Raw genomic sequence first — 17,522 nt, 5'->3', positions numbered from 1 at the left:
GCCCGGATTTTTAACACAGCCAGTAAACTATACAAACAAATGATGGCTTGACGAAGTATGAACGGCTCCGGAGAATCCGTGCTTCGTTTTTAAACCGGGTACATTATGCAAGCATTGCTGGAACACTTTATTACTCAATCCACGGTCTATTCTCTGATAGCCGTTCTGCTGGTCGCCTTCCTCGAGTCGCTGGCGCTGGTGGGGCTTATCTTACCGGGAACGGTGATGATGGCCGGATTGGGGGCGCTGATCGGCAGCGGCGAGGTTAACTTCTGGCAGGCGTGGCTGGCGGGGATTATCGGCTGTTTGCTCGGCGACTGGATTTCATTCTGGCTTGGCTGGCGGTTTAAAAAGCCGCTGCATCGCTGGTCTTTTTTGAAGAAAAACAAAGCGCTGCTGGATAAAACCGAACATGCGCTGCATCAGCACAGCATGTTTACGATTCTGATTGGCCGCTTCGTCGGGCCGACGCGCCCGCTGGTGCCGATGGTCGCCGGAATGCTCGATCTGCCGGTCGCGAAGTTCATCCCGCCGAATATCATCGGCTGCCTGCTGTGGCCGCCGCTCTACTTCTTACCGGGAATCCTTGCCGGGGCGGCCATTGATATCCCGGCCGATGAGAATAGCGCCAGCTTTAAGTGGCTGCTGCTGGGGGCGGCGCTGCTGGCGTGGCTGGCGGCGTGGCTATGCTGGCGGCTGTGGCGCAGCGCCAAAAGCGCCGGCGATCGTCTCACCCGTTTTCTGCCGCGTTCGCGCCTGCTGTGGCTCGCTCCGCTCATGGTGTGCGCCGCCGGCGCGGCGCTGGTGTTTGCCTTCCGTCATCCGCTGATGCCGGTCTATCTCGACATCCTGCATAAGGTTATTTTGCGCTAATTCCCAGCAGCGCCGAGGCGCTGCTGTTGCCGCTGAGCAGCGCGGCGGTCGCGCCATCCCAGGCAATGCGTCCCTCAGCCACGACCACCGACCGCGGCGCGATGCGCGCCGCATCTTCCACGCTGTGCGAGACCATCAGCAGCGTCAGCTGCCGCTGCTGGCAGACGTCGGCAACCAGCGTCAGCATCTCCTGTCTCAGCGCGGGATCGAGCGCCGAGAAGGGCTCATCCAGCAGCAGTACCGGCTGCTGGCGCACCAGACAGCGCGCCAGCGCCGCACGCTGGCGCTGGCCGCCGGAAAGCTCGCCCGGCAGCCGCTCTAACATCGCGTCAATCCCCATCTGCCCGGCAATCGCCTGCAGATGGGCGGATTGATCCGCGTTCAGCTTGAGCCCCGGGTGCATTCCCAGCGCAATGTTCTGGCGGATGGTGAGATGGTTGAACAGATTATTTTCCTGAAACAGCATTGATACCGGACGACGCGCGGGCGGCGTGTGGGTATGGGGCTGGCCGTCGAGCGCGATACTGCCGCTGGCGGGCGTTAAAAAACCGGCAATCAGGTTCAGCAGCGTACTTTTACCGGCCCCGCTCGGGCCAAGAACCGCGATGCGCTCACCGCGTTCGACGGAAAGCGTAAAACGCATCGGCAGATGCTGGTAAAGCCAGGTCACATCATTCAGTTTTAGCATCGCGTCCCGGAAGTTTTTCAATCACGCTAAAGAGTAAAAAGCACAGCAGCAGAAGCAGAAGGGCGGTCACGGCGCCGTCCTGGCTACGGTAAGAACCAATTTGCTGATACAGATAAAACGGCAGCGTACGGAAATCTTCGTTGCCGAACAGCGCCACGACGCCGAAATCGCCAATCGACAACACGCAGGCGAAGGCCAGCGCCTGGGCCAGCGGCCGCTTTAAAGCGCGAAGCTCGACCACCCGAAGGCGGGTGAAGCCGCGCATCCCCAGCGACTGGCAGAGGGTGCCGTAGCGGGCGGCGATATCGCGCATCGGGTTTTCCAGTACCTTGAGCGCATAGGGGATTGCCATCAGCGCATTGGTGAAAATCACGATACCGTCGGCGGACTCGGGCAGGCCCACGCTGTTATTGAGCAACAGGAAGAAACCGGTGGCCAGCACGATGCCCGGCATGGCGAGGATCAGCATCCCGCTCAGCTCAAGCGCCTGACCGGCCAGAGGGTGACGGCGGGCGCGAAGCTCGCGGCTGCTCCAGAGCAGCATCATGGTCAGGATGACGCTTAAGAGCCCGGCGGCAAGGGCGATACGCAGCGACGTCCACAGCGCCTGCCATAGCGCCGGCTGATGCAGCACGCTCAGCAGATTGCTGTTCAGCCCGTCGCTTATCACCGCCAGCAGCGGCGGCAGCAGCAGTAAAAGCGCCGCGCCAATCAGCGCCGCGTCGCACAGCCGGCTGTACAGCCGGTCGTCGGGATCGCGCCAGCCGCGAATATGGCTGGCCCCGATGGCGAGGGCTTTACTCAGGCGCTGGCTAAGCAGCACCAGCCCGAGGCAGCAGACCATCTGGATAAGCGCCAGCATTGCCGCGCGCGCCGGGTCGTAGTCGAAATTAAGGGCCTGGTAAATCGCCAGTTCGATGGTGGTCGCCCGCGGGCCGCCGCCCAGCGACAGCACGGTCGCAAAGCTGGCGAAACAGAGCATAAAGATCAGAGCCGCGACCGGTGGAATTTGCCGGCGCAGCCACGGCCACTCGACCAGCCGGAAGAAGACGTAGCCGCGCATGCCGAGCTGGGCGGCGATTTGCCGCTGTTCGCCGGGGATATTTTCCAGCGTCTGCAGCAGCAGGCGCGTGGCCATCGGCATATTAAAGAATACGTGCGCCAGCAGGATCCCCTGTAGCCCGTAGGGCGAGAATTCCCACTGCCAGCCAAAAACGTGGCATAGCTGGGCCAGCCAGCCCTGACGACCGTAGACGCTAAGAATGCCGAAGACCGCCACCAGTACCGGCAGAATTAAGGTCATCGCGCAAAGGCGCAGCAGCAGCGTGCGCCCGGGGAAGCGCCGCCGGTACAGGGCGCGGGCGAGGAATATCGCCGGTAGCACCGAAAAAAGTGCGGAAAGGAAGGCCTGCCAGAAGGAGAAACGCACCACGTGCCAGAGATAGCTGTCGCGGATAAGCGCGTTCCAGGAGGTCTCCGGGGCGCTGAACCATAGCGCCAGAAAGGCGGCCAGCGCCACGACGACCAGCACGATGGCCGCCGTGAGTCCCGGCAGGAGCCAGCCGAAAGCTAGCGGCTGACGGCGCGTTGCCATGCGCTAATCCAGTTCTGACGTTCGGCGGCCACCTGTTGCGGTGTGAATTCGAGGGTCGTTTGCGGTTTCATCAGCGCGTCAAAGCCTGCCGGAAGCGCAACCGTCGTCACCGGATACATCCAGTTGCCGGTGGGGATCGCGTTCTGGAAGCCCGGCGATACCATAAATTTAAGGAACTTTTCCGCCAGCTCCGGCTGTTTGCTGGCCGCGGTGCGGGCGGCCACCTCAACCTGCAGGTAGTGGCCTTCAGCGAAGTTTGCCGCGGCGTAGTTATCTTTTTTCTCTTCGATAATGTGGTAAGCCGGGGAGGTGGTGTAGCTCAGCACCAGATCGCTTTCGCCTTTCAGGAACAGGCCGTAGGCTTCGCTCCAGCCCTTGGTAACGGTAACGGTTTTCGCCGCCAGCTTCTGCCAGGCTTCCGGCGCTTTATCGCCGTAGACTTTTTGCATCCACAGCAGCAGGCCCAGGCCCGGCGTACTGGTGCGCGGATCTTCATAAATCACCCGCCATTTTTGCTCGCCCTCAACCAGCTCTTTCAGGCTTTTCGGCGGATTTTTCAGCTTGTTTTTATCGTAAACAAAGGCGAAGTAGCCGTAATCGAACGGCACGAAGGTGTCGTTGTCCCAGCCGCCGGGCACGCTGACCGCGCTCGCCGGGACGCCGCTTTTGGCGAACAGCTTGCTTTGCGAAGCGGCTTCCAGCAGGTTGTTATCCAGCCCCAGCACCACGTCGGCTTTGCTGTTTTTGCCTTCCATTCGCAGGCGGTTGAGCAGCGAGACGCCATCTTCCAGCGCCACGAACTTCAGCTCGCAGCCGCAGTCGGCTTCAAAGGCTTTTTTAACCGCCGGGCCCGGGCCCCAGTCGGCGGAGAACGAGTCGTAGGTATAAACGGTGAGCAGCGGTTTGGCAAAAACGGGCGCGGCGACCAGCGCCAGCAGGGGGAGTAATTTTTTCAACACTTTGCACCTCAGAAAAAGGGGTGGCAAAGGATTTTGAGAGGGCCTCAAATCCCTTCGCCGGCGTTATCCGGATCAGGTTCGACGGGTATTTTCTCAGCCCATACGCTTTATCTTCGGGTTGCTTCTGCGCTAACCGCGCGTTGAGGCAACTTGAATGAGATTGCGTATGTTTATTAGCACCCCGTTGAGAACGGCAGTTAGTGTAATGATTTTGTTTGCCAACGGAAAGCATTACGGCTCCGGCGGTGCGAACCACGCGGACTTAAAGTCAAACCAGCCGAGCGTGTTCATGCGTACGCCGCGCATGCTGCGCTGCCCCTGGATCATCAGCCAGTGGTGGATCAGCGGCACCACGGTTTGATTGGCCAACAGCTGCTGACTCCAGGTGGCCGGGTTCAGCTCGCCCGCGCGCCAGCGAGCGGCGTCCTGTTCCCAGTCGATGGGGATACAGTTGCGAATCAGCGGAACTTCATACAGCCAGGCAAACAGGGAGAAATCGATCGGCAGCGTAAAGTTGGCGCTGTTGAGCCAAACGTCGCTGACCACCTCCCCGCGGTGCCACTCCTGATACTCCAGCTCCTGGATCTCCAGCTTAACCTGATGCTCGGCCAGCAGCGTTGCCATGATCCCGCCCATCACGCGATGCTCGACGTGATCCTGGTAGTAGGTCAGCCTGACCGTCTCAAGGCCGGCAGGCTTCTCGCAGGCGTGGCTGCGCGCATGATGCCAGCGGGGCAGCAGGCCATACGCCGGGAACCAGTTGCCTTGATAGTGCTCGCCCGCGTGATAGAGCAGGTTAGCGGGCTGGAACACATAGCTTAGCCACTGGCGTACCGCGCTGTTACCGCCCAGCGGGCTGCGGGCGTCGAACAGCAGGTAATAACACCCCTCTTCCAGGCGGCTTTCCACCGCTTTTTCGCTTTGCGTGGTGCCCTGTAACGTCAACCCGCCGTTGGGTTCTTCGCTGATTTCCGGCAGGACCCAGACGTTCACTTCATCGATCAGCGCCCGGTAGCCGAAATAGTCATCGAAGGCGTGAATTTTCAGCTGATTCTGGTTATTACGCACAACCGAGTAGGGCCCGGTCCCCACGGGGATACTGGAGAAATTCTCCATCGTTCGCCACTCATGAGGGAGGATCATGGCCGGGACCTGGCTTAACAACCACGGCAGCCAGCGGTCGGGCTGGCGGAGATGAATATCGAGGGTCCATGCGGTGGGAGAGTCGATGCGCTCGATATGAGAGAACAGCGGCAGGGCGTTGCTGCGCTGCAGAGAGGTGATGACATCTTCCATCTCCAGCTCTCGTCCATGATGAAAATGAATCCCCGGACGCAGAAAAAAGCGCCAGTGGGTGGGGGCGATCTGCTGCCAATGGTGGGCAATATCGGCCTCCAGTTCCCCATTTTCCTCATTTACCCGCGTCAGGGCGCTAAAAATCTGCCGGGCAATATGCGTTTCCGAGCGGCGCAACGCGCTGCCGGGCAGCAGATTTTTCATCGGCCGATAGTAGAGCACGCGCAGGATATGCCGGCCCTGACGAAAGCTGCGGCCTAAATGGGAAACCAGCATTTGCCGGACGGCGGCTTTATCGCCAACCAGCTGCACCAGCTGATCGATTCTGTCCTGATCCAGCAGATCTTCCGCCCTCTGCTGCTGCAGGGCGAGACCGGTATAGAGAAAAGAGAGGCGGGAGCGCTTGCCGCGCCCGGCCTCCGCCTCCCAGGTCAGCCAGCCGCGCGCTTCCATCATGTTGAGCAGGGTACGCATATGGCGGCGCGAGCAGCTTAGCATCTCTGCCAGCGCATTCAGCGTGGTCTCCTGCGACTTGCCATCGCAGCACTGCCACAGGCGGATGAACTGCTGTTGTAAACGACCGGAAGACATAAAAGGGGAACTCCTGATAAAAACTCAGCAATTTATTACTTCCTATATTAAGTCAATAATCAACGTCGATGAAGCGAGGAGGTGAATATGATGGGGTCAACCATGAAACAGTTCTACCAACGCTACTTTTCTGCGACGCAGGATGCGTCCTGGCTGGCCCGCCTGATGGCAGGAAGACAGCAGAAAATGCTCGGCGAACTGATGCAGTGGGGAGTTACGTCGCAGACCTCGGATCATTGACTTGCAGACATCATGTGTGACTGAGTATTGGTGTTATACTCGTCGTCTTTCAAGCTGCAGGTGCGTTGGCTGCGCCCGCTCGCCCAGGCCACATAGTTATCTATGTTTCCAGGGACTTACGTTCTGGCCGCCTGCCCGCAACTCGAAATCCATAGAGTATAGAATCACCCGCCAGCAGAATACTTCTGCTGGCTTTTTTCGTTTTCTTCGCGTGCTTAAGGATATTTCATGCTGTGGTTAATGACGATGGGGCGTCGTCTAAACGGCGTTTACGCCGCTTTTATGCTTGTCGCTTTCATGATGGGGATCGCCGGCGCGCTGCAGGCGCCGACGCTCAGCTTATTCCTCAGCCGCGAAGTGGGCGCGCAGCCGTTCTGGGTAGGACTGTTCTATACGGTTAACGCCATTGCCGGCATTCTGGTCAGCCTGGCGCTGGCTAAACGCTCCGACAGCCGGGGCGATCGCCGGCGGCTGATTATGTTTTGCTGCCTGATGGCGGTGGGAAACGCGCTGCTGTTCGCTTTTAATCGCCACTATCTGACGCTGATTACCTGCGGGGTTATGCTGGCCTCGGTGGCGAATGCCGCGATGCCGCAGCTTTTTGCCCTGGCGCGGGAATATGCCGATAGCTCGGCGCGCGAAGTGGTGATGTTCAGTTCGATAATGCGTGCGCAGCTTTCGCTGGCGTGGGTTATTGGTCCACCGCTGGCTTTTATGCTGGCGCTGAATTATGGCTTCACCACCATGTTTTCGATTGCCGCCGGGATCTTTGTTATAAGCCTGGCGCTGATCGCCGTCAAACTGCCCTCGGTCGCCCGCATTGAGCAGCCTTCGGAAGGCGCTGACGTGCTGGTGCAGGCCGGAGGATGGCACGATAAAAACGTGCGGATGCTGTTCATCGCCTCCACGCTGATGTGGACCTGCAATACCATGTATATCATTGATATGCCTCTGTGGATCAGCAGCGATCTTGGCCTGCCGGACAGCCTCGCGGGGATTTTGATGGGCACCGCTGCCGGGCTGGAGATCCCGGCGATGATACTGGCGGGCTACTACGTTAAGCGCTGGGGCAAACGCAAGATGATGGTGACAGCGGTTGCGGCGGGCGTGCTGTTTTATATCGGTCTGATTCTGTTCCACGACCGCGTGGCGCTGCTGGTGCTACAGCTGTTTAATGCCGTATTTATCGGGATTGTTGCCGGGATTGGCATGCTGTGGTTTCAGGATCTGATGCCCGGACGGGCGGGCGCCGCGACGACGCTGTTTACCAACAGTATTTCCACCGGGGTGATTCTGGCGGGGGTGATTCAGGGCGCGCTGTCGCAAAGCTATGGTCACGCCAGCGTCTACTGGACGATTGCCGCAATTTCGCTGGTGACGCTGTTTATGACCAGCAGGGTGAAAGATATCTGAATCGCTCCCCCTGTCCCGGCAGGATGCTAGGACAGGGGCTGGACAGGTTATTTCAACACGATCCTTTTAATATCGCCGATAATAAAAACATACGCGATAACGCCAACCAGCGCGGTTAAACCGATATAAATCAGCGCGTAGAAAAAATTACCGGTCATGGATATGATAACCCCAATAATTAATGGGGTAATAATTGATGCCATATTAGCACAGAAGTTGAAGATGCCGCCGGTCAATCCGCCCATATTCTTCGGGGCAATGTCAGAAATAAGCGTCCAGCCGAGGCCAACCATACCCTGGCCAAAAAATGCAATCGACATAATAATAATGACTGCGGTGTTGCTATCGACCCAGTTAGCAATGATGATGCAGCTCGACAGTAGCAGTCCGGAAATAATTGGCAGCTTTCTGCTAATATTTACCGAGTTGGTTTTCTTTATTATTTTATCGGATACCCAACCGCCGAAAAAGATACCGATAGCCGCGGCCAGGAACGGCCAGGAGGCGAAGAAACCCACGTGAAGCCAGGGGAGGTGACGTTCGTTAGCCAGATAAGTCGGGAACCATGTCAGGAAGAAAACCAGCGTGGTGTTACCGGCAAATTGACCAAGGCTGGCGCCGATGATTTGCCGGCAGCACAGTAGACGTTTCGCATCATGCCAGTTGAAAGGGATATTTTCATTGACGGATGTCGTATTTTCTACGCCGATATACTCCAGCTCTTCTTTATTTGCCGTTTTTGATTCATGTGGCTCGTGATAAAACTTCCACCATACAAAAGTAAACGCAATACCCAACCCACCGGTCAGGAAAAATAGCGTTCTCCAGCCATGATGCTCCAGAATTAAAAAAAGGAGCGGAGAGAATGCGGCCAGGCCAATATATTCACCGACGGTGTAAGTCGCCGTTGCCCGGGCGCGTTCATGCTGCGGAAACCATTTACTGACGACACGGCTATTAACCGGGAAACAGGGGGCTTCGCTGATGCCTAAGCCTAAACGCAGCAGCAGCAGCGATTTTAGGCCGACAGAAAAGCTTTGCAGTAAGGTAAAGGTTGACCAGAAAAAAATAGAAAGCGCGTAGGTCAGCTTATTGCCGAAGCGATCGAGAAACATCCCGCCGGGAATTTGCGCCAGAGCGTAGGTCCAGGCGAAAGCGGAAAAAACGATCCCCATCATGGCCGGGTCAATATCTATTTCGCTCGTTAACTTGGGCGCAACAACACCTAAAATAGTCCGATCGAGATAATTTATCATCGTCCCTATCGATAGTAACATTAAAATTACAATTCGCGTTTTAGTTCGCTTTTGCGTGGCCGACGGCAAAATCGGCCGTTCCTGAGCATCGATCGTCCTCATAGTGATTTCCTTTAAAGTTTAAAATATTTTTGCATGAATTTATGCAGGCAAAAATATTCTATTTGACGTTGACGCTATCGATGATAAGTCACGCTTTGTTACGGCTTCTGTGACATGGCATAACAATATTTGATATGACCCCGATATTTCTCCTTTTCGGCTCATCATCGATAGCCTGTATGGTATATTAGGGGCATGAGTTTTATTCTTATATTATACGAGCAAAAATAATGAACCTAAAGCAACTTTATTATTTTAAGCGGCTGGCAGAAACCGAGCACTACACTGAAGCCGCCTCCAGTCTTTTTATCACTCAACCCTCGCTAAGCCACGCCATATCTGAACTGGAGAAAGAGCTTGGCGTGGCGCTATTTGCCAGGAAAGGGCGTAATGTCAAAATTACGCAGAATGGTAAGCGCTTTCTGCCCTACGTCGAAGATGCCCTGGCCTCATTAGAGAATGGCCGCATGACGTTGCAAAAAAATAGCGACGAGAACAAGGAGAATATTCGCATTGCGTTCATTTACACCATGGGCGAATATGTTGTTCCGCAGTTAATTAATAAATATTCCCTTTCACCATCTCGTCACAATGTGACATTTTCTTTTACTCAGGGAACGTCGTTAACGCTTCTGCAGGAACTGAAGGCCGGGAAAAGCGATCTGGCGATTTGTTCCTATATTGCGGATGAGCCTGATATCGACTTTATTCCTATTATTCAGCAGGAGCTGGTCGTGGTGACGGCAAAAGATCACCCTCTGGCCAGGCTCTATGAAAATGAAGTCGACCTGGTGGAGACTATCCACTATCCCTATATCTATTTTTCAGAAAATAGCGGGTTACGCCCCTTTATTGATAACGTGTTTATGCAGCAAAAGCTGGTGCCGGATATTGCCTGCTACGTTGATGAGGATACGGCGATGGCGGGGCTGGTCAGTATTGATTACGGTATTGCGATTATGCCGCGAATTTCCGCGCTCTCGTATTACAACGTGCATATCCTGACGATTAAAAATGCGATTCCTCCACGTTATATCTATCTGGCAACGATGAAAGAGCGGGTACTTTCTCCGGCGATTCAGTCATTTAAAGATGTCATTATTAATGACAGCCAAAAAATCCGCTAGCAACATCGCCCGGAGGGTGACCCCCGGGCGAAGTTTTATCAGGAAAGAATATCCATCAGTTCACGCAGTTGGGTAATGGCGATTTGCCCTGGCGCAGAAGCCTGGCCGACGGTACCGAAGGTCATTGCTGAACCGAACAAACGGCCGGTTACCCGGCTCACGCCGCCGGATTTACCCATCGACATGGTGATTAACGGCCGAGTCGCGTACTTCTCTTTCATCGTCAGGGTTGCCGAGAGCAGGGTCAGGACATCCTGCGGCGACTGCGGCATAACCGCGATCTTCGGCAGGTCAGCGCCAAGATCCTGCATGCGGCGCAGGCGGTAGATGATATCTTCCTGAGCCGGCGTTTTATGGAAATCATGATTGCTCATGATAACTTTGACGCCCGCAGCGTGGGCATCGCTCACCAGCGAGCGAATTTGCGCTTCGTCGTTGAACAGCTCGATATCAATCACGTCGGTCAGACCGCTAACGGCCGCCTGGCGATTCAGCTCAAAATAGGCTTCGTCGCTGATTTCCGTTTCGCCACCCTCTTTTTTACTGCGGAAGGTGAACAGCAGCGGGATCTCTTTCAGCAGCTGGCGAATCTCGCCCAGCGCCAGTAGTACCTGCTCCGTTTCTCTGACCTGGGTGAAGTGATCGACGCGCCACTCGATAATATCGGCTCCGGCGGTAGCCAGCGCGCGCGCGTTAGTCTGCAGCTCGGCGAGCGTTTTGCCGATCAGCGGTACGCAGATTAAGGTTTCCCCTTCCTGGAAGGTGATGTTTTTTACTGTTACTGCTTGAGTCATGTTGGTATCCATTATTCTTTTTGTCATTGACCATCAGGCGGTTGCTGCAACCCGGGATGTTTTTGCAGCGGCGCGAACCTGAAGCTGACGATAACCGATGTACAGGGCGATCACAAAGCCGACGATCGCGATCAGAAGATCGAACCACATAATGCTGGCGATACCCATCTTCGACAGTTTTGCCGTGATCAGCGGGATCGTAAAGCTGGCCAGACTTCCTGCGGTATAAAAGATCCCGGTGGCTTTGCCTTTTCCGTTCGGGAAGCTCATGGCCATAATGGTCGCGCCTATCTGCAGCACGCCGCCGGCGGCGGCAAAGCCGATGATAAAGGCGAAGCCGGTCACTATCATTGGCGTAGGGAACAGGCAAACGATCAGCAGTGACATCATCGACAGGAAAGTGTAAACGATCATGGCGACGGCCGAGCTAAATACCTCTTTGACAAAGGCCGCGGTGACGAACACGCACGTCAGGGAACCGGCAGTATAGACGCTCAGGAGTTTAATGGCCGACTCGTGCGGGATGCCGGCAACGAACTCGCCGTACTGCGCTAACCACTGGCTGACCAGATAAAAAGTCGCCATACCGATATAGCCGTACAGGGTAAAGATGGCCATATCCAGCTTGCCGGCGTTCGCCTGCGGGGCTACGGCGGCGGCCGACGATTTTTCTGCGGTTTCCTTTTTCGCCCGATGGTCCGGGAAAGGCATTTTTATCAGGTAGATAGCGCTAATAATCATCAATACAGCGGCGATGATAAACGACCATCCGTACCACATATTCGCCCAAATCAGCGCACCGATAATGAACGGCAGCAGGAACTGCCCGGCAGAGACAAAGGCTTTGATCAGCACATTTGCCCGGCTGGCGGAGTTAGGGAAAGACTCCATCAACGCCGGATAGGTTCCGGAATCGAGGAAGCTGTTTGCCAGACCGGCCATAATGCCGAAGAAGTAGGCCATATAAATGTTTTTCGTCAGTAAAATACCGAGGAAAAACACCAGATAGCTGGCGATGCCGAGATAGATAAAAGGTTTACGGCCAAAACGGTCGGACAGGAATCCTGTGACGATCGTGGCGAGCTTACCGATCCCGAGCGACGAAATGACGATGGAGACGCCGGCAGCGTCGGTTCCCCACTGTTCCTGCAGATTCGCCATATTGAGGGTGATTAACAAAACCCCCATGCCGTGGATCAGGTAGTTAAGATAGAGCCCAGCCGCCGTTGGGACATATGGATTTTTCATCGCGCCCATCCTTAGAACAGGATATTTTTGACGTGTTCAACCGGCATTTCTTTGCCCGTCCAGATTTCAAAAGCGCGCGCGCCTTGCCAGAGCATCATCCCCAGACCGTTGATGGTGCGGCAGCCTTTTTTCTCGGCCACTTCCAGCAGATAAGTTTTGCGCGGGTTATAGACCACGTCAGACACGATCAGATCCGGGCGCAGGAAGCTGTCATCAGGCAGCAGCATCTGGCCTTCAAACGGTTTCATACCCACGCCGGTGGCGTTGGTCAGAATGACGCTGCTGTCGATTTCCGCGCGCAGTTTGTCATGATCGTCCAGATCGAACAGGTGGATCTCGCAGTTGGTGTTATTACGGATTTTGGCGACGGTCTGTTCTGCATTGGCGAAGAACTTATCTTTGCGGTTAAAGATGGAGATCGCTTTGACGCCATCGAGCGCGGCCTGAACGCAGAGCGCGGTTGCCGCGCCGCCTGCGCCCAGAACGGTCATTTTTTTGCCGATGATATCAATGCCCTCTTCTTTGAGCGCGCGCATATAGCCGGTGCCATCGGTAATGTGGCCGGTCAGTACGCCATTGTCGTTCACCACGGTATTCACCGCGCCAACCAGTTCTGCCGCCGGCGAGAGCTTGTCCAGATACTGGCAAATCTCCGTTTTGTTCGGCATGGAGACGTTACAGCCGCGCAGTTTTAACGCGCGAAAGCCCTGTACCACGTCTTTCAGCTCTTCGTTACCGACTTCGAACGCCAGGTAAACATAGTCCAGCCCCAGATGAGCAAAAGCTTCGTTATGCATGGTTGGCGACATGCTGTGGCGAATCGGAGTCGCAATCAGGCCAATCAGCTCGGTGTGTCCAGTAATACGTTCTGCCATGATAAAATCCTCAATATGTTAGAAATGGAATTTTTGTCGATTCGCGGTTGCCGAGAGCCCCCATATCTTCGAGGGTGTCCAGCACGTTGCGCCCTTCGCGCACGCCATCAATGATTCGCCGGGCCATCAGGCTGTCGCCGATGTTCATTATTTTTACGTTATTGGCTCTGGCCCATTGTTCAATCTCAGTGAGACCGGCGGTGTTGGCGCACATTCCCAGGCAGACGAAGCCGTAATCGAAAGGAATGTCGAAGGTGCCATCCGCATTTTTAACGGTGAAATGCTTCGGGGTGACGGCAACCAGCTGCGTGCGCATGTGCTGTTCCACGTGATGTTCATCCAGCATGGTCAACATGGCGTTTTTGGTAATGATGTCCAGATCGCGACCCGGCGCGTCCTGCATCTCGATAAGCACGGCGCTGGCACCGCGCGCGGAGAAGTACTCGATGACGTCCAGACCCACGGCGCCTGCGCCGACGACGGCGATGCGTTTACCTGTAGCATCGGCAAACTGGTCCAGATGATGAATCATGTTGGTAATGGAGAAGACGTTCCCGCCTTCGACATCGATGTTCTCGCGCAGTCCTTCAATGGGCGGCAGCAGGGGCACTGAACCGGTGGCGTTGACGATTAAATCCGGGCGAAGAGCGGAAACGGACGCCACGGTGGCGCGTCTGCCGACCTGCAGCATCAGGTTATCGAGCGAGGCGATACGGTTTTTCATAAACTGCGGAAAATCAGCGATACGCTTTTTCTCCGGCAGCAGGGAGATCTCGCTGGCCAGTCCGCCGATGCTGTGCTTCTCTTCCAGCAGCCAGGTATGGCAGCCGACTTCAGCCGCGGTGCAGGCCGCTTCCATTCCCGCCGTACCCGCGCCGATGACCACGACGTTGGTATCGCGGATCACGCGCTGCTGCTTATACGCGTCGCCGTGGATGATATCCGGGTTGATCGAGCAGCGAAGAGGGCGGGAGCGGGCGATGCGGTGATCCGCGCAGCCAATGTTGCAGGAGATGCATTTCCGCATCAGACGTTCGTTGCCGCTTTGAACTTTTTGCACCCACTCCGGCTCGGCGATCAGGCCGCGGCCAATGGCAATCAGGTCGGCATCGCCGCTGGCGATAATATCTTCGGCGACTTTCGGGGTACGGATGTTGCCGGCAATCACCGTGGGCTTGTGGAATTTGTCGCGTACCGCGCGAGAGAGATAGCGCTTCCAGCCATCTTCCAGAGACATCTGGTCAATCTGGAAATTGAGGTTGTCGTTTTGCGCGGCGGAGACGTTGATAATATCCACTTTTTCCTGACACAGTTCGAGGATCTGCAAGGAGTCTTCGAGCGTATTTCCACCTTTCAGAAAGTCATCGGCGCTAATACGCAGGCTGACCGGAAAACGCGGGCCTACGCAGGCCCGTACCTTATCGACGATTAGGGTTAATATTCTGGCGCGATTCTCTACGCTGCCGCCAAATTCATCGGTGCGCTTATTAAACAGCGGTGATAAAAACTGGCTAATTAAATAAGAGTGGCCGGCGTGAATTTCCACGCAGTCGAATCCAGCGCGGCGAACGCGCTCCGCCGCGTCACCAAATTTATCGACGGCATGATATATCTCATCGTGCGTCATCGGGCGGGGAATATTCCCGTTCTTTTTGGACGGCGTGCTGGAAGAAGACAGCGGCATTTCGCCGTTCAGGCGATACGCATAGGCCGACGCGCCGGCGTGGTTTAATTGAATACTGACGCAGGCGCCGTGTTTATGTAAGGTTTCGGTTAATTTGAACAGGCGCGGAATATATTGATCGTTATCGATACGCAGCTGCGTAGTGCCGTTAGAGGCGAAAGGAAAATCGATGCAAATATTCTCGATAGTGATGAGTCCTGTGCCGCCCCGCGCGCGTAGCTCATAGTAGTCAATCTGCTCCTGCGTGACTTCCCCGTTCAGGCTCGCCAGGTTAGTGCCCATTGGCGGCATGATGATGCGGTTTTTTATTGTCATTCCGTTAATGGTCAACGGGGAAAAAAGATGGGGATAGTGGCTCATATGCTCTCTCCACTGGATGCCTGATGGCCTTTTACGGCGATTCTGGCCTGTCCAAAGTTAATATTTCTCTGTGGGGAAAGATAACGAGGCGTTTAATAGAAAAATAATGCTTTTTTTTGCGCGGAGCTATAGCGTGATTCTATGGGATTAACAATTTATTTACACATTAGTGTTTTTACCTTAAATATTTCAATCGATTTTTTACTTGTACTTGTGGAATGACACAAAAAGAGTAGGGGAATGATTGAATAGATGCCCAATTGATAATGATTTATTTTTATCGCGGCGAAAATGTCGCCCCGTTATAGCGACGAATATTGATATATGTGCGCCAGATCTCATTTTTACCGGCGAAAAAAAAGCCCGGATCGCGGTCCGGGCTGAGATATACATGGCGGCTGCCTTAATTCATAAAGGCCGGCTGTTTTTTCTCATAGGCTGAGATCGCCTCTTCATGCTGCAAAGTCAGGCCGATGCTGTCCAGACCGTTCAGCATGCAGTGGCGGCGGAAAGCGTCAATTTTAAAGCTGTAAGATTTATCGCCTGCTTTAACCACTTCGGCTTCCAGATCGACTTCAAACTTAATGCCCGGCTGAGAGTGGACCAGCTTAAACAGCTCATCGACCTGCGCTTCGCTCAGGGTGACCGGCAGCAGCTGATTGTTAAAGCTGTTGCCGTAGAAGATATCGGCGAAGCTCGGCGCGATGACGACTTTAAAACCGTAATCGGTCAGCGCCCACGGCGCGTGCTCGCGCGAAGAGCCGCAGCCGAAGTTTTCCCGCGCCAGCAGGATAGAGGCGCCTTTATATTCCGGGAAGTTCAGCACGAATTCCGGGTTAGGCTGTTCGCCTTTGTCGTCCAGGAAGCGCCAGTCGTTAAACAGATGGGCGCCAAAACCGGTACGCGTGACTTTCTGCAGGAACTGCTTTGGAATGATTGCATCGGTATCGACGTTCGCGGCGTCCAGCGGAACCACCAGGCCGGTATGTTGGGTAAATTTCTCTGCCATGATGGTTTCCTTATTTCAAGCTACGGATATCGGCGAAATGACCGGTCACGGCCGCCGCGGCTGCCATGGCCGGGCTGACCAGGTGAGTGCGTCCGCCGCGGCCCTGACGGCCTTCAAAGTTACGGTTGCTGGTGGAGGCGCAGCGCTCGCCCGGGTTCAGGCGGTCGTTGTTCATCGCCAGGCACATGGAGCAGCCGGGTAAACGCCACTCAAAACCGGCTTCAATAAAGATTTTATCCAGGCCTTCGGCTTCGGCCTGCGCTTTTACCGGACCAGAGCCTGGCACGACCAGCGCCTGAACGCCCGGCGCCACTTTACGGCCTTTCGCGATCTCGGCCGCCGCGCGTAAGTCTTCGATACGCGAGTTGGTGCAGGAACCGATAAAGACTTTATCAATGGCGACTTCGGTTAACGGTACGCCAGATTTCAGGCCCATATAGGCCAGCGCTTTTTCCGCGCTCGCGCGCTCTACCGGGTCGGAGAATGAGGCCGGATCTGGAATGATGTCGGTAACGGAGATCACCTGGCCTGGGTTAGTGCCCCAGGTGACCTGCGGGGCGATCTCTTCCGCCTGCAGGGTGACAACGCTGTCAAAGGTCGCGCCATCATCGGTGGTCAGGGTTTTCCAATAAGCGACGGCGTCGGCAAAATCTTCGCCTTTCGGCGCGTGCAGGCGGCCTTTCACGTAATCAAATGTGGTCTGGTCAGGCGCTACCAGGCCTGCTTTTGCGCCCATTTCGATAGCCATATTGCACAGGGTCATGCGGCCTTCCATGCTTAAATCGCGAATGGCTTCGCCGCAAAATTCAACAACGTGCCCGGTACCGCCGGCGCTGCCGGTTTTACCGATGATCGCCAGAACGATATCTTTGGCGGTGATGCCCGGAGCCGCTTTACCTTTGACTTCGATCTTCATGGTTTTAGCGCGACCCTGCTTCAGCGTCTGCGTAGCCAGGACGTGTTCGACTTCAGAGGTGCCGATACCGAAGGCCAGCGCGCCGAATGCGCCATGGGTTGCCGTGTGTGAGTCGCCGCAGACGATGGTCATACCCGGCAGGGTGACGCCCTGTTCCGGCCCCATCACGTGGACGATGCCCTGGAAAGGGTGGTTCAGATCGTACAGTTCCACGCCGAACTCTTTGCAGTTTTTAATTAACTCCTGCATCTGGATACGCGCCATTTCGCCGGACGCGTTAATGTCTTTCGTCTGCGTTGAAACGTTGTGATCCATCGTGGCGAAGGTTTTGCCCGGCTGACGTACCGGGCGTTTGTGGGCGCGCAGACCGTCAAACGCCTGCGGCGAGGTCACTTCGTGAACCAGATGGCGGTCAATATACAGCAGCGGGGTTTCGTTTTGCGCTTCATAAACCACGTGAGCATCGAACAACTTTTCGTATAACGTCTTCGCCATGA

The 17,522-nt window shown here is 55.5% G+C and carries 15 protein-coding genes and 1 riboswitch; of the genes, 4 read left to right on the top strand and 11 right to left on the bottom strand.

Annotated elements, in window-relative coordinates:
* The first annotated feature begins 105 nt into the window (after positions 1-105).
* Positions 106-873 (top strand): DedA family protein, encoded by a 768-nt coding sequence (locus ABLU87_RS05590; protein WP_014227902.1) that lies wholly within the window; start codon positions 106-108, stop codon positions 871-873.
* Here the strand turns inward: ABLU87_RS05590 and thiQ are convergent.
* The 4 genes from thiQ to sgrR form a co-directional block, all read right to left on the bottom strand.
* Positions 860-1,561 carry a thiamine ABC transporter ATP-binding protein ThiQ gene (gene thiQ / locus ABLU87_RS05585; protein ID WP_047724503.1) on the bottom strand — a complete coding sequence of 234 codons (702 nt, stop codon included), beginning with the start codon at positions 1,559-1,561 and terminating at the stop codon, positions 860-862. The two genes, ABLU87_RS05590 and thiQ, sit on opposite strands and share 14 nt — an antisense overlap.
* Positions 1,545-3,155: a thiamine/thiamine pyrophosphate ABC transporter permease ThiP gene (thiP, locus tag ABLU87_RS05580; protein ID WP_122117121.1), complete on the bottom strand. Its 1,611-nt coding sequence runs from the start codon at positions 3,153-3,155 to the stop codon at positions 1,545-1,547. Before thiP ends, thiQ begins: the two co-directional genes overlap by 17 nt.
* A complete protein-coding gene (gene thiB / locus ABLU87_RS05575; protein WP_009654640.1) occupies positions 3,131-4,114 on the bottom strand; it encodes a thiamine ABC transporter substrate binding subunit in 984 nt (327 codons plus the stop codon). The genes thiP and thiB overlap by 25 nt, the downstream gene beginning before the upstream one ends.
* A 31-nt stretch (positions 4,115-4,145) precedes the next feature.
* A riboswitch (TPP riboswitch) is annotated at positions 4,146-4,308 on the bottom strand.
* Positions 4,309-4,345: 37 nt separating this feature from the next.
* The gene (gene sgrR, locus ABLU87_RS05570) at positions 4,346-6,001 is read right to left on the bottom strand and encodes an HTH-type transcriptional regulator SgrR (RefSeq protein ID WP_014227906.1); all 1,656 of its coding nucleotides are present in this window, start codon (positions 5,999-6,001) and stop codon (positions 4,346-4,348) included.
* 87 nt (positions 6,002-6,088) lie between these two features.
* Between sgrR and sgrT the strand changes: the two genes are divergently transcribed.
* Together sgrT and ABLU87_RS05560 are read left to right on the top strand one after the other, a co-directional pair.
* Entirely contained in the window at positions 6,089-6,241 is a 153-nt protein-coding gene (gene sgrT / locus ABLU87_RS05565; protein WP_004098552.1) for a glucose uptake inhibitor SgrT, read from the top strand.
* 228 nt (positions 6,242-6,469) lie between these two features.
* The gene (locus tag ABLU87_RS05560) at positions 6,470-7,654 is read left to right on the top strand and encodes a sugar efflux transporter (RefSeq protein WP_049078733.1); all 1,185 of its coding nucleotides are present in this window, start codon (positions 6,470-6,472) and stop codon (positions 7,652-7,654) included.
* Between the two features lie 47 nt (positions 7,655-7,701).
* Here ABLU87_RS05560 and ABLU87_RS05555 read toward each other — a convergent pair whose 3' ends face one another.
* Positions 7,702-9,012, bottom strand: a complete 1,311-nt coding sequence (locus ABLU87_RS05555) for an MFS transporter (protein WP_025106482.1) — start codon at positions 9,010-9,012, stop codon at positions 7,702-7,704.
* 230 nt (positions 9,013-9,242) lie between these two features.
* Here ABLU87_RS05555 and ABLU87_RS05550 point away from each other — a divergent pair, with 230 nt between their 5' ends.
* On the top strand, positions 9,243-10,139 hold the full coding sequence (locus ABLU87_RS05550; protein WP_014227908.1) for a LysR family transcriptional regulator: 897 nt from the start codon (positions 9,243-9,245) through the stop codon (positions 10,137-10,139).
* A gap of 38 nt (positions 10,140-10,177) precedes the next feature.
* Here the strand turns inward: ABLU87_RS05550 and aroD are convergent, their stop codons facing one another.
* From aroD to leuC, 6 genes are all read right to left on the bottom strand, one after another.
* Positions 10,178-10,933, bottom strand: a complete 756-nt coding sequence (gene aroD, locus ABLU87_RS05545; RefSeq protein WP_014837399.1) for a type I 3-dehydroquinate dehydratase — start codon at positions 10,931-10,933, stop codon at positions 10,178-10,180.
* A 33-nt stretch (positions 10,934-10,966) separates the two neighbouring features.
* Positions 10,967-12,181 (bottom strand): MFS transporter, encoded by a 1,215-nt coding sequence (locus ABLU87_RS05540; RefSeq protein WP_064380143.1) that lies wholly within the window; start codon positions 12,179-12,181, stop codon positions 10,967-10,969.
* Between the two features lie 11 nt (positions 12,182-12,192).
* Positions 12,193-13,056 carry a shikimate dehydrogenase gene (locus ABLU87_RS05535; RefSeq protein ID WP_004108154.1) on the bottom strand — a complete coding sequence of 288 codons (864 nt, stop codon included), beginning with the start codon at positions 13,054-13,056 and terminating at the stop codon, positions 12,193-12,195.
* Between the two features lie 10 nt (positions 13,057-13,066).
* The gene (locus tag ABLU87_RS05530; protein WP_122117119.1) at positions 13,067-15,100 is read right to left on the bottom strand and encodes an FAD-dependent oxidoreductase; all 2,034 of its coding nucleotides are present in this window, start codon (positions 15,098-15,100) and stop codon (positions 13,067-13,069) included.
* A 403-nt stretch (positions 15,101-15,503) separates the two neighbouring features.
* Complete coding sequence (leuD, locus tag ABLU87_RS05525; RefSeq protein WP_014227913.1) at positions 15,504-16,109, bottom strand: 3-isopropylmalate dehydratase small subunit; 606 nt, start codon at positions 16,107-16,109, stop codon at positions 15,504-15,506.
* A gap of 10 nt (positions 16,110-16,119) precedes the next feature.
* Positions 16,120-17,520 (bottom strand): 3-isopropylmalate dehydratase large subunit, encoded by a 1,401-nt coding sequence (leuC, locus tag ABLU87_RS05520; RefSeq protein ID WP_004128917.1) that lies wholly within the window; start codon positions 17,518-17,520, stop codon positions 16,120-16,122.
* Positions 17,521-17,522 lie beyond the last annotated feature (2 nt).

Origin of the sequence: Klebsiella sp. CB_Kp196 (assembly GCF_040061575.1) — a bacterium.
Taxonomy (GTDB): Bacteria; Pseudomonadota; Gammaproteobacteria; order Enterobacterales; family Enterobacteriaceae; genus Klebsiella; species Klebsiella michiganensis.
This window is presented reverse-complemented; position numbering and strand designations above follow the sequence as displayed.

Excerpts from the sequence above, each read along its gene's own strand:
- sgrT (WP_004098552.1), top strand. The coding sequence starts at position 6,089 with ATGATGGGGTCAACCATGAAACAGTTCTACCAACGCTACTTTTCTGCG.
- ABLU87_RS05590 (WP_014227902.1), top strand. The coding sequence starts at position 106 with ATGCAAGCATTGCTGGAACACTTTATTACTCAATCCACGGTCTATTCT.
- ABLU87_RS05550 (WP_014227908.1), top strand. The coding sequence starts at position 9,243 with ATGAACCTAAAGCAACTTTATTATTTTAAGCGGCTGGCAGAAACCGAG.
- ABLU87_RS05560 (WP_049078733.1), top strand. The coding sequence starts at position 6,470 with ATGCTGTGGTTAATGACGATGGGGCGTCGTCTAAACGGCGTTTACGCC.
- ABLU87_RS05555 (WP_025106482.1), bottom strand. The coding sequence starts at position 9,012 with ATGAGGACGATCGATGCTCAGGAACGGCCGATTTTGCCGTCGGCCACG.
- sgrR (WP_014227906.1), bottom strand. The coding sequence starts at position 6,001 with ATGTCTTCCGGTCGTTTACAACAGCAGTTCATCCGCCTGTGGCAGTGC.
- thiP (WP_122117121.1), bottom strand. The coding sequence starts at position 3,155 with ATGGCAACGCGCCGTCAGCCGCTAGCTTTCGGCTGGCTCCTGCCGGGA.
- aroD (WP_014837399.1), bottom strand. The coding sequence starts at position 10,933 with ATGACTCAAGCAGTAACAGTAAAAAACATCACCTTCCAGGAAGGGGAA.
- ABLU87_RS05540 (WP_064380143.1), bottom strand. The coding sequence starts at position 12,181 with ATGAAAAATCCATATGTCCCAACGGCGGCTGGGCTCTATCTTAACTAC.
- thiQ (WP_047724503.1), bottom strand. The coding sequence starts at position 1,561 with ATGCTAAAACTGAATGATGTGACCTGGCTTTACCAGCATCTGCCGATG.
- ABLU87_RS05535 (WP_004108154.1), bottom strand. The coding sequence starts at position 13,056 with ATGGCAGAACGTATTACTGGACACACCGAGCTGATTGGCCTGATTGCG.
- leuC (WP_004128917.1), bottom strand. The coding sequence starts at position 17,520 with ATGGCGAAGACGTTATACGAAAAGTTGTTCGATGCTCACGTGGTTTAT.
- leuD (WP_014227913.1), bottom strand. The coding sequence starts at position 16,109 with ATGGCAGAGAAATTTACCCAACATACCGGCCTGGTGGTTCCGCTGGAC.
- ABLU87_RS05530 (WP_122117119.1), bottom strand. The coding sequence starts at position 15,100 with ATGAGCCACTATCCCCATCTTTTTTCCCCGTTGACCATTAACGGAATG.